Annotated in this window: 6 protein-coding genes; 2 read left to right on the top strand and 4 right to left on the bottom strand. The window is 54.0% G+C overall.

The window, feature by feature from the left end:
• Nucleotides 1-523 precede the first annotated feature (523 nt).
• Entirely contained in the window at nt 524-1,747 is a 1,224-nt protein-coding gene (locus BM261_RS02395) for an MFS transporter (protein ID WP_074894777.1), read from the top strand.
• Between the two features lie 64 nt (nt 1,748-1,811).
• On the opposite strand, the gene gyrB is transcribed toward BM261_RS02395, so the two are convergent.
• From gyrB to polA, 4 genes are all read right to left on the bottom strand, one after another.
• Nucleotides 1,812-4,202, bottom strand: coding sequence for a DNA topoisomerase (ATP-hydrolyzing) subunit B (gyrB, locus tag BM261_RS02390; RefSeq protein WP_074894775.1), 2,391 nt, complete (start codon nt 4,200-4,202; stop codon nt 1,812-1,814).
• A 198-nt stretch (nt 4,203-4,400) separates the two neighbouring features.
• A complete protein-coding gene (locus BM261_RS02385) occupies nt 4,401-4,895 on the bottom strand; it encodes a GlcG/HbpS family heme-binding protein (protein WP_083426629.1) in 495 nt (164 codons plus the stop codon).
• 458 nt (nt 4,896-5,353) lie between these two features.
• Nucleotides 5,354-7,216 carry a tetratricopeptide repeat protein gene (locus BM261_RS12740; RefSeq protein ID WP_240317840.1) on the bottom strand — a complete coding sequence of 621 codons (1,863 nt, stop codon included), beginning with the start codon at nt 7,214-7,216 and terminating at the stop codon, nt 5,354-5,356.
• Nucleotides 7,217-7,260: 44 nt separating this feature from the next.
• Nucleotides 7,261-10,053 carry a DNA polymerase I gene (gene polA, locus BM261_RS02375; protein ID WP_074895200.1) on the bottom strand — a complete coding sequence of 931 codons (2,793 nt, stop codon included), beginning with the start codon at nt 10,051-10,053 and terminating at the stop codon, nt 7,261-7,263.
• Between the two features lie 181 nt (nt 10,054-10,234).
• On the opposite strand from polA, the gene BM261_RS02370 reads away from it, so the two are divergent.
• Nucleotides 10,235-12,268: a M3 family metallopeptidase gene (locus BM261_RS02370; protein ID WP_074894773.1), complete on the top strand. Its 2,034-nt coding sequence runs from the start codon at nt 10,235-10,237 to the stop codon at nt 12,266-12,268.
• Nucleotides 12,269-12,374: the final 106 nt, after the last annotated feature.

The following is a 12,374-nucleotide window of genomic DNA, read 5'->3' as shown; positions in this document are numbered from 1 at the left end:
AGCACAGCGTTCCGGCCGTTTTAAACGGATGCATTAAGGCATCGCAAAAACAAATACATTACGGAAAACGAGAGCCCTAAAGACGGCAGGCCGTCTGAAGGCCGCTGTTGGCTCCGCTTGGGAATGCGGAGTATTTTGGGGGTTGGCCGCTGCATATTGTGGGAATGTGCAGCGGCAGTTTTTTATCTGAAAAACGCATCGGTTATATTAAAAGAAGCAGACGTTATTTAGCCGCCGCCGGAAATTTTGTTACAGTTTGGAATTTCCTTTTCCCATATCGCCATAACGGACTCCATTCAAACCGGTATAGTTGCAGCCTGTCCTTCCCGAATTTGAATGACGACGGATTCATATACATCGCCATAATTCGGCCGCACCCCAACCCAAAGAAAACGGTTCTTTGGAAGTGCAGAAAGGTCAAACGAATCGTTGCCGCACGGCCTGTGTTCGGGCTTTGCGGCCGGCCTTGAAATGCGTCATCCCCGATGTCCGTCATCAACATACAAAATAATTTAATCATTTTATGCACACACACCCATCCATTCGCATCAATCCGTGGCCGGTTATCGCGGCGGCGGCATTCATCCTGTTGCTTACCATCGGCATGAGGATGTCTTTAGGCCTGTTTTTACGCCCCGTGGTGAACACGACCGATTTAAGCGTCGCACAATTCAGTCTGGTTATCGCAGTCTTCCAATTGATGTGGGGCGTGGCACAGCCGGCAACGGGGGCTTTGGCCGACCACTACGGCGCATGGAAAGTATTGGGCGGCGGCGCGCTGATATTGGCCGCAGCCTGCTTCCTCACACCGCAACTGCCGACATTCTGGGGACTGATGTTCGCCGTCGGGCTGCTGCTGGCATTCGGCACGGGCGCGGGCGGTTTTTCAATTATTATGGGGCAAGTGGCGGCCAAGCTGCCGCCTGCCGTTCGCGGATTGGCCTCCGGCGCGGTAAATGCCGGTGGTTCGGCAGGACAGTTTCTCTTTGCGCCTATGGTGCAGGGGTTGATGGTTCGGCCCCACATCGGCTGGCAGGGAACATTTTATGTATGGGGCGGATTGAGCCTGCTGATTCTGCCGGTTGCCTGGTGGCTGACACGCGGGGGCAACATGCCGCAGCAAGCCCAAACAGCCCAAACGCACGACGGCGGACTGAAACAGGCAGTCATACGGGCATTTGCCGACCGCAGTTATCTGTTGCTGCATTTGGGCTTTTTTACCTGCGGCTTTCACATTGCGTTTTTGGTGACCCATCTGCCGAACGAGATTTCACTGTGCGGCCTCCCGCCTACGGTGGCTTCGACTTCTTTAGCGGTCATCGGGCTGGCCAACATTGCGGGCTGCCTGTTCTCCGGCTGGTGTGTCGGCCGCTTTCCGAGCAAATATGTGCTGTTTTACCTGTATGCTTCGCGGGTTTTAATGGTGGCGGCATATCTGGCCGCCCCGAAAACGGATATGAATTTTTATATTTTTGCCGCCGGATTGGGCTTTACCTGGCTGGCAACGGTAGCTCCGACCGCGACGCTGACCGGCAAATTGTTTGGTACACGTTATCTGGCCACTTTGTTCGGCCTCACGATGCTGAGCCACCAAATCGGCGGTTTTCTCGGTTCGTATTTGGGCGGGCAGGTCGTTTCCATGTTCAACAGCTACGGCTGGATGTGGTATGCGGATATGCTGCTGGCGGGGGCGGCTGCTTTATTGAACCTGCCGATTAAAGAGCCGAAACCTGCAGAGCATGCCTGAAACAACAAAGGCCGTCTGAAACATTTCAGACGGCCTTTGTTTATTTCCAATCAGGCTTTAAGGTTTACGCGTCGATATTTTGCGCAATCAGGGCGTTGTTTTCGATGAAGGCGCGGCGCGGTTCGACTTCGTCGCCCATCAGGGTAACGAATACTTCGTCGGCGGCGATGGCGTCTTCGATGCGCACTTTCAACAAGCGGCGCACGGCGGGATCCATCGTGGTTTCCCAGAGCTGTTCGGGGTTCATCTCGCCCAAACCTTTGTATCGCTGGATGGACATGCCTTTTTGGGCGTTTTGGAGCAGGATGTTCAGCGCGGTTTCAAAGCTGTCCACGTCGTACTCGTTCTCGCCTTTATAAAGCTTGGCACCCTCGCCGACCAAGCCTTTGAGTGCGGCGGCGGTTTGGGTGAGGGTTTGGTAGGCTTTGCTGTTGAGGAACTTGGGTTCGATATAGCTGACCATGACGTTGCCGTGCAGCTTGCGGGTAATTTTGATGAAGCGGTTGCCTTCGTGTCCTTCGATGCGTTCGAGGGCGACTTCTTTTTCGTCGAGCAAACCGGAAAGTTCGGCAACGGCTTTATCGGCGTTTTCAGACGACGTCAAATCAATGGGCGAAGCGTGCAGCATGGAGCGCAGGACGAGTTCGTCCACGAAGCGGCTTTCCTGTTCGATGACGGTTTTCGCCAACAGGAATTGTTTGGCGGTATCGGCAAGTTCTGCGCCTTCAATGATGCGGCCGTCTGAAACGATTTTGGCTTTTTCCAAAGCAAGGCCGAGCAACCATTGGTCTTTTTCCAATTCGTCTTTGAGGTAACGCTCTTGCTTGCCGTATTTGGCTTTGTAGAGCGGCGGCTGGGCGATGTAGATGTAGCCGCGTTCGACCAGCTCGGGCATTTGGCGGTAGAAGAAGGTCAGGAGCAGGGTGCGGATGTGCGCGCCGTCCACGTCGGCATCGGTCATGATGATGATGCGGTGGTAACGCAGTTTTTCGGGGTTGAACTCTTCTTTGCCGATGCCTGCGCCCAGCGCGGTAATCAGGGTGGCGACCTCTTGGCTGGCAAGCATTTTTTCAAAACGGGCTTTTTCAACGTTCAAAATTTTACCTTTGAGCGGCAAAATGGCTTGGAATTTACGGTCGCGGCCTTGTTTGGCGGAGCCGCCTGCGGAATCGCCCTCGACCAGATAAAGCTCTGACAAGGCAGGGTCTTTTTCTTGGCAGTCGGCGAGCTTGCCGGGCAGCCCCAAGCCGTCCATCACGCCTTTGCGGCGGGTGATTTCGCGGGCTTTGCGGGCGGCTTCGCGCGCGCGGGCGGCATCGACGATTTTGCCGGTGATGATTTTGGCTTCGTTCGGATTTTCTTCAAGGAAGTCGGTCAAAGCTTGGTTGATGACTTCGTTGACGACGGGGCCGATTTCGCTGGAAACCAGTTTGTCTTTGGTTTGGGACGAGAATTTGGGGTCGGGCAGTTTAACGGACAACACGCAGGTCAAGCCTTCGCGCATATCGTCGCCGGCGGTTTCAACTTTGGCTTTTTTGGCGACTTCGTTGGCTTCGATGTAGCTGTTGATGGTGCGCGTCATCACTTGGCGCAGTGCGGTCAGGTGCGTACCGCCGTCGCGCTGCGGGATGTTGTTGGTGAAGCACTGTACGCTTTCCTGATAGCTGTCGTTCCATTGCATCGCGCATTCGACGCTCATGCCGTCTTTCTCGCCAAACGCGTAGAAGATTTTTTCGTGTAACGGCGTTTTTTTGCGGTTCATGTATTGCACGAAACCAGCCACGCCGCCGGAAAGGGCGAAGCTTTCGTGTTTGCCGTCGCGCTCGTCAATCAATTCGATGTCCACGCCGTTGTTCAGGAAGGAAAGTTCGCGGATGCGTTTGGCGAGGATGTCGAAGCTGTATTCGACATTGCCGAAGGTTTCCGCGCTGGCGAGGAAGCGCACGGTCGTGCCTTTTTTGTCGGAATCGCCGACAACCCTTAACGGCTCTTCGGTTTCGCCGCGCACGAAGCGGACGAAGTGTTCTTTGCCGTCGCGGTAAATGGTCAGCGTTACCCAGTCGGACAGCGCGTTGACGACGGATACGCCCACGCCGTGCAGGCCGCCGGAGATTTTGTAGCTGTTGTTGTCGAACTTACCGCCCGCGTGCAATACGGTCATGATGACTTCGGCGGCGGAGCGTCCTTCTTTCGGGTGGATGCCGGTGGGCATACCGCGCCCGTTGTCGGCCACGCTGACGGAATTGTCGGCATGGATGGTTACGGTGATTTTGTCGCAATGTCCCGCCAGTGCTTCGTCGATGGCGTTGTCCAATACTTCGAACACCATGTGGTGCAGGCCGCTGCCGTCCTGCGTGTCGCCGATATACATACCGGGGCGTTTGCGTACCGCTTCCAAGCCTTCGAGCACTTGTATGCTGTCGGCGCCGTATTCTTCGTGTTTTTGGTCAGTCATGGTCTTTTCTTTAATCGAAACAAAAGTCTGCCGCTGAGGCCGTCTGAAAAAGCACGGCCGGCACAAACGGCAAAATAAGGCGCGATTATACCTGATTTTGCTGGATTATTCAGCGATTTGCCGTAAAACAGGCCGTCTGAAAACCATATCGGAACGGTTTTCAGACGGCCTCCGAGATGTTGCTTCAATGATGACAGCTTATCTTTCAGACAATACCGCCGCACCTGCTTTCGCGACGCTTTCGTCCTCATCAACCGAGCCGCCACTCACGCCGACGCTGCCGACGATAACGCCGTTTTTATCCACCAGCAGCACGCCGCCGGGAAAAATCACCAAACCGTCGTTGGTCACCTCAATACCGTAAAGCTCGCCGCCCGGCTGCGAAGCCTTGCCCAAATCGCGGGTGGACATATTGAAATAGCGCGCCGTTTTCGCCTTTTTCTGCGCAATATCAATACTGCCGATAAACGCGTCGTCCATACGCGCAAACGCCTTCAAATTACCGCCCGCGTCCATGACAGCGATATTCATCGGCACCTTGATTTCACGCGCCTTTTTCATCGAAGCCTGCACCACCGCCTGCGCCTGAGCCGTCGTCAAATCGCCCGGCAGCGTTTTGGTCAAACCCGTCGAAAACGCCGGCGCACCCAATGCCAAAGTACACAACAATGCAACTGATTTTATGCCGCGCATAACTGTCTCCTTGTATTGAATCAATGAAAGGTACTGCACTTTTGATTGTATGCCTGTCGGCGGGAAGAATAAAGGCCGTCTGAAAACCATAAGATAGGTTTTCAGACGGCCTCTGGTGTTTTTGGGATTCAACAACCGCGTGCGTGCGTACCACACACATCCTACACCCGATGCTCGGTTTCGCACGATCTCAGGCAGAGTGTATACCTCAAGGCACGCATACGGTTTCGGTTGGAAAAGATCAGATTATCGAATCTGACGGCTTTTGGGATGGCAGCGGATTTTGTCGGATACAAGTATCCGACATACGGCTGACTAATCCTTCTTAATCGGCGGATTGGCATTAATCGGCAACGACGAGCGGGACACTTTAACGTTTGGATAATATTTCCGCATTAAGTGCTGAAACACTTCCGCCTTGCGCTCTTTTCCGCTCTTTTCGTAATTCGTCCCCAAAATCACTTCATCCACAATATCGCGTATACTTCATCCACAATATCGCGTATATCGGCATAAGGCAGATAGACGGATTTTGTGGTTTGGCAATATTTGATGTTATCCGAACCGATTTGTTCAATTTTCAGCAGGCGGAACTCTTCTTCGTCGCGGAAAGCAAAATCTTTAAACAGATAGCGGATATATTCCAAAGCTTTTTTGTCTTCATTACCGATATTATTAGATTCTCCTCTTAAATCCTCCAATGCCTTTTTAAGCTCGCCGATACGAAACTCATGCCAATCTGGATTCTCTCCTACAGGCTTTAATCGAATGCCGAATTTTGGATTCTCTTCATTAGGCAGCCATATTGTGCATTTTTCCTTAGCAATATATTCATCGTAATAAGCGATATAAGCTACCTGATAAAGCGGCAGGTTTTCATCTTTTAAACCCGCTACATCTGCCTCTATTAGTTCTTTAAAATCTTCATTCTGTTTATTTGTAAAACTTCTGAACGAAGCAGAAACATCAGGCTCTTTCAACCAATCCCCGTTTTTATTAAATACCAAGCAGCAGCCCGATGCTTCCACACTGTTTTCTTTACCATACAGACGGAACTGGTTCAAATCGTTGACGCGGCTGGAAAAGCAGGTAAAGAAAGCATTATGTACAGGGCTGTCAGCCTTGTTTTCCAATTCCAAATCCTGCAGATTCAGCAGCTCCAACAGCCCTTCTCCTTCAGTCGGGTCATTCATGTAGGTGGAGCTGCCGATTCTCATCGGACTAACCTTGTTACTGTCAACAGGATCGTTATCATCGGCTTTATCATTAGTTTTATCGCTGACAATACCGAATAATCTTTCGCATACTGAAGGCGAAGTGTAATGGGCAAGAGGAATTGACCCTAATTCCATAGGTGGGATATTTAAAACTGCCAGAATGGTAGTGATGTCGTCTATTACAGTTTTTTCTTTTTGAGTTCTTTCTTGAGTTCCAAATAAATCTCCCTGTATTTTCTGTTTTTTCCAGTCAAAATATCTTTCCCATTTTTGTTGAATTTTAGCTTGTTCGAAATAACAACGACCCAGATAAAGTTGAACCTTGTTTGGTTGTCGAAGATGGTTTTGTTCGTCTGCCAGCTGTTTAGCAAGTGCCAATTGCCGTTCGAAATGCTCAACTGCCTGTTCAAACAACTTAGCCGCTTCCTTTCCTTCGGCTTTCATCGCCTGTTCGAAATAGCAGCGGCCTAACCCCAATTGGACATAGATTTGTTGTTGAAGGCGGTTTTGTTCGTCTGTCAGCTGTTCGGTAAGCCTCAATTGCTGTTGGTAATGTTTAACTGCCTGCTCAAACAACTCAGCTGCATCCTTTCCTTCGGCTTGCTTCGCCTGCTCAGAATAGCAGCGGCCTAACCCAAATTGGGCATAGATTTGTTGTTGAAGGCTGTTTTGTTCGTCTGCCAGCCGTTTGGCAAGTTCCAATTGCTGTTCGAAATGCACAACTGCCTGCTCAAACAACTTAGCCGCTTCCTTGCCTTCGGCTTGCCCCGCCTGCAGGAAATAGCAGCAGCCTAACCAAGATTCGGCATAGATTTGTTCTTGAAGGTTGTTTTGCTTGTCTTCCAGCTGTTTGGCAAATTCCAACGATCGTTGGAAATGCTCAACTGCCCGTCCAAACAACTGTTCCGACTCCTTGCCTTTGGCTTTCATCGCCTGTTCAAAATAACAACGGCCTAGCCAAAACTGAATCTTGTTTTGCTCCTGAATTTGGCTATTTTTATCTTCAATTCCATCTAAAGCCTGATTCAGCTTCGCAATCGCTTCGTCAAATTTTTTGTTCTCAAATAACGCTACACCTTCGTTAATTAAACTCCAAACACTCATTACTTTATTCCTTTCTCAAAATAATCTGATAAACGCATACCATCTCAATGCGCCTCTTCCCAATTCATCCCCACACCCACCTCTGCCACCAGCGGCACGTTCAACATCCCTTCGTCCACTTTCGCCATAATCTGCGGCAGTTTTTCTTTAACCAAATCCAGTTCGGCTTCGGGTACTTCCAGCACCAGTTCGTCATGCACCTGCATAATCAGTTTGCTTTGTAAGAGGTTGTCTGAAAGCCAGCGGGACACGTCTATCATGGCGCGTTTGATCAGGTCGGAGGCGGTGCCTTGCATGGGGGCGTTGATGGCGGCGCGTTCAGCTCCGGCGCGGGCGTTGGCGTTTTTGTTATGGATGTCGGGCAGGTAGAGGCGGCGGCCGAACAGGGTTTCAACGAATCCTTGGGCGGCGGCTTGTTCTTTGGTGCGCTGCATGTATTCGGCGACACCGGGGTAGCGGGCGAAGTAGCGGTCGATGAAGGTTTTGGCGGACAGGTTGTCTATGCCCAGCGATTTGGCGAGGCCGTATTGTCCCATGCCGTAAATGAGGCCGAAGTTGATGGTTTTGGCGTAGCGGCGTTGTTCGGACGAGACGTTTTCGGGGGCGATGCCGAATACTTCGGCGGCGGTGCGGCGGTGTACGTCTTCGCTGTTTTGGAACGCGGTAATCAGGGTTTTGTCGCCGGAGAGGTGCGCCATGATGCGCAGCTCGATTTGGGAGTAGTCGGCGGAAACGATGACGCTGCCTTGCGGTGCGGTGAAGGCGCGGCGTACGCGGCGGCCTTCGGCGGTGCGGATGGGGATGTTTTGCAGGTTGGGGTTGTTGCTGGCGAGGCGGCCGGTGATGGCGACGGCTTGGGCGTAGGTGGTATGCACGCGGCCGTCTTTGGGGGAAATCATTTCGGGCAGTTTGTCGGTGTAGGTGGATTTGAGTTTCGCCAGGCTGCGGTTTTGCAGGATGATTTTGGGCAGGGGGTAGTCGGGCGCGAGCTGTTCGAGCACGGCTTCGTTGGTGGAAATGCCGCCTTTGGCGGTTTTTTTCAGTCCTTTTGTGGGGATGCCCATTTTGTCGAACAGGATTTCTTGAAGCTGTTTGGGCGAGTTGAGGTTGAACGGCTGGCCTGCGGCGGCGTAGGCTTCTTGTTCGAGCTTCATCAGCTCTGCGCCGAGTTCTGCGCTTTGGCGGGCGAGCTCGGCGCGGTCGATTTGCACGCCGTTGCGTTCCATTTCAAACAATACCTGCGCGACGGGCAGCTCCATTTTTTCATACATTTCAAGCTGTTTGGCGTCCATTTGCGCGCGCAGGTGCGCTTCGAGGCGCAGGGCGAAATCGGCGTCTTGGGCGGCGTATTCGGTTGCCTGCTCGATGGCGACATCGGCAAAACCGATTTGTTTCGCGCCCTTGCCGCACAGCGATTCGTAGGTAATGGTTTCCAAGCCGAGCCATCGTTCGGACAATTCGTCCAAGCCGTGTCCGAGATGGCTCTCGATGATGTAGGAAGCGAGCATGGCGTCGCCGGCAATGCCGTTCAGCGCGATGCCGTAGTTGGCGAAAACGTGTTGGTCGTATTTGAGGTTTTGTCCGATTTTTTTCAGGGCGGGGTTTTCCAAATGCGGTTTCAGACGGCCTAATACGTCTTGCAAATCAATCTGTTCGGGCGCAGCGGTCAGGCTGTGTCCTACGGGAATGTAAACCGCTTCGCCTGCTTGGAACGCGATGCTGATGCCGACCAGCGCGGCGTTCATCGCGTCTAGGGACGTGGTTTCCGTATCGATGCCGATTGTGTCCGCCTGCGCCAGTTTGTCCAACAAGGCGGCAAACTGAGCTTCGGTGGTAACGGCTTGATAATCCAGCTTTTCGGGGGCTGGGGCATGTTCTATGATCTTTTCAGACGACGTTTCCATGTCCAACGCCGCCTGTTCGCCTATCGTATCGCTGCCGAACAAATCGCCGTCCGCCGCTTCGTGCATACGGCTTTCTGCTTCCTTCAGCCAAGTGCGGAAGCCCCAGCGTTTGAAATCGACCGCAAGCTGTGACCATTTCGGCGAAGTGCGGCGCAGGCTTTCGAGGCCGTCTGAAAGCTCGGTGTGCAAGTCCACATCGGTTTTAATCGTTACCAAATCATACGACAGCAGCAGTTGGGGCAGTGCGGCTTGCAGGTTTTCGCCGACCTTGCCCTTGATTTCCGCAGCGTGTTCCATCACACCAGCCAGCGAGCCGTAGGCTTCCAGCCACTTCACCGCCGTTTTCGGGCCGCACTTTTCCACACCCGGCACATTGTCCACCTTGTCGCCCATCAGCGCGAGATAATCGCGGATTTGGTCGGGGCGCACGCCGAATTTCTCCTTCACGCCTTCAATGTCCAGCGTTTCGCCGCTCATCGTGTTCACCAGCGTTACGCGCTCGTTCACCAACTGCGCCATGTCCTTATCGCCGGTGGACACCACCACGTTCCAACCCGCTTCGCCGGCCATCGCCGCCAGCGTGCCGATAACGTCGTCCGCTTCCACTTGCGGAATCACCAGCACCGGCCAGCCCATCAGCCGCACCAAATCCGGCAAGGCTTCCGCCTGCGGGCGCAAATCATCCGGCATCGGCGGGCGCGTCGCCTTGTAGTCGGGGAACATCTCATGGCGGAAATTCTTGCCCTTCGCATCAAACACCACCGCGCAATAATCATGCACATAATCCGCCCGCAGCCGGCGCAGCATGTTCAATACGCCGTAAAGCGCACCCGTCGGCGCACCGTCAGGCGCGGACAACTGCGCCATCGCGTGATAAGCGCGGTAAAGATAAGAAGAGCCGTCAACGAGGAGGAGAGTGGGTTTGGACATGATAAAGCACCTGAAAAAATCAATAATAAGCAGATTATAAAGGAGGAGGCCGTCTGAAAGTTTGCCGCGGGGCTGGAATTTCGGCAAACACCCCCATTTAGCGGCCTGTTCCGTTTTATTTTGCCGGAGCCGACGTTTTCAGACGGCCTCCATCCGATTAACCTCCCCCGAACGAGAAACCGATATGAGCGACAACGTATTACTAAACCTCGGCGATGAGCCGCGCTATTCCGACATCCGCCCCGCCGACATCAAGCCCGCGATGCAGGCTGCGATGGCCGAAGCCCGCACCGCCATCGCCGAAATCAAGGCACAGCCCGAATCCTCATGGGCGAACACGGTCGAACGGCTGACCGGCATCACCGAACGCGTCGGCCGCATTTGGGGCGTGGTATCCCATCTCAATTCCGTGGTCGATACCCCCGAACTGCGCGCCGAATACAACGCCCTGATGCCCGAAGTAACCGTCTTCTTTACCGAAATCGGCCAAGACATCGAACTGTACAACCGTTTCAAAGCCATCAAAGCCTCGCCCGAATTCGCCGCTTTGAACGAAGCGCAGAAAACCAAGCTGGAACACGACTTGCGCGACTTCGTGTTGAGCGGTGCGGAACTGCCGCCGGAAAAACAGGCACGGCTGGCCGAATTGCAGACCGAAGGGGCGCAGCTGGCCGCCCGATTTTCGCAAAACGTGCTCGACGCAACCGATGCCTTCACCCTGTATTTCCCTGACGAAGGCCGTCTGAAAGGCCTGACCGACGACGAAAAAGCTATGTTTGCCGCCGCAGCCGAAGCGGAAGGCAAAAGCGGCTACAAAATCGGATTGCAGATGCCGCACTATCTGGCCGTGATGAAACACGCCGACGACCGCGAATTGCGCGCCGAAATCTACCGCGCCTACGTTACCCGCGCCAGCGAACTATCCGACGGCGGAAAATACGACAACACCGCCGACATCACCCGCCGCTTGGAAATCTCGCTGGAAGAAGCGCGGATTTTGGGTTTCGCCAACTACGCCGAACTCTCGTTGGCCACCAAAATGGCCGAATCGCCGCAACAGGTTCTGACCTTTCTGCACGACCTCGCCGCCCGCGCCAAACCGTTCGGCGAAAAAGATCTGGCCGAAGTCCGCGATTTTGCCCGCGAACATCTCGGCCTGGACGAATTGGCGATATACGACATCACCTATGCCAGCGAAAAACTGCGCGAAGCGAAATACGCTTTCTCCGAAACCGAAGTCAAACGCTACTTCCCCGCCGACAAAGTGCTGGCCGGACTGTTCGCCCAAATCGGCCGCCTCTACGGCGTCAAACTCGCCGAACGCACCGTGCCCGTGTGGCATCCCGACGTGCGCTATTTCGAGTTGGAAAAAGACGGCTCGGTCATCGGCGGCGTTTACATGGACTTATATGCCCGCGAAGGCAAACGCGGCGGCGCATGGATGAACGACTACAAAGGCCGCCGCCGCCTGCCCGACGGCACCCTGCAGCTGCCGACCGCCTACCTCGTCTGCAACTTCACCCCGCCCGTCAACGGCAAGCCCGCCTACCTCAGCCACGACGAAATCGTTACCCTCTTCCATGAAACCGGGCACGGCCTGCACCACCTGCTGACCCGCGTGGACGAACTGGGCGTATCCGGCATCAACGGCGTGGAATGGGACGCGGTAGAACTGCCGAGCCAGTTTATGGAAAACTTCGCCTGGGAATACCAAACGCTGGCCGACATGTCGGCACACGAAGAAAGCGGCCGGCCGCTGCCGCGCGAACTATTCGACAAAATGCTGGCGGCAAAAAACTTCCAAGTCGGCCTGTTCTTGGCGCGGCAGATGGAATTCGGCCTCTTCGACATGCGGATTTACAGCGAAACCGAAGAAGGCCGTCTGAAAAACTGGCCGCAGGTGCTGGACGAAGTACGCGCGGAAGTCGCCGTCATCAAACAGCCCGACTACAACCGATTCGCCAACAGCTTCGGCCACATCTTCGCCGGCGGCTACTCCGCAGGCTATTACAGCTACGCCTGGGCCGAAGTGCTGAGTGCCGACGCTTATGCCGCTTTTGAAGAAAGCGACGACATTGGGCAAACCGGCGCGCATTTCTGGAACGAAATCCTCTCGCGCGGCGGCTCGCGCAGCGCGATGGAATCCTTCAAAGCCTTCCGCGGCCGCGAACCGCAGGTGGACGCATTGCTGCGCCACCTAGGCTTGCAGGAAGCATAAACCCTTTCTTTTCAATTCGTTTGAGGCCGTCTGAAAAACGGAAAGCAAATATTTTTCAGACAGCCTCAAAAAAGTATTGACAAGTATTTCGCAGCACTATATTATT

The sequence above is a fragment of the Neisseria elongata subsp. elongata genome (genome assembly GCF_900113545.1).
Classification (GTDB): domain Bacteria; phylum Pseudomonadota; class Gammaproteobacteria; order Burkholderiales; family Neisseriaceae; genus Neisseria; species Neisseria elongata.
Note: the sequence above shows the minus strand (reverse complement) of the source record. Positions and strands in the feature narration are given on the sequence as shown.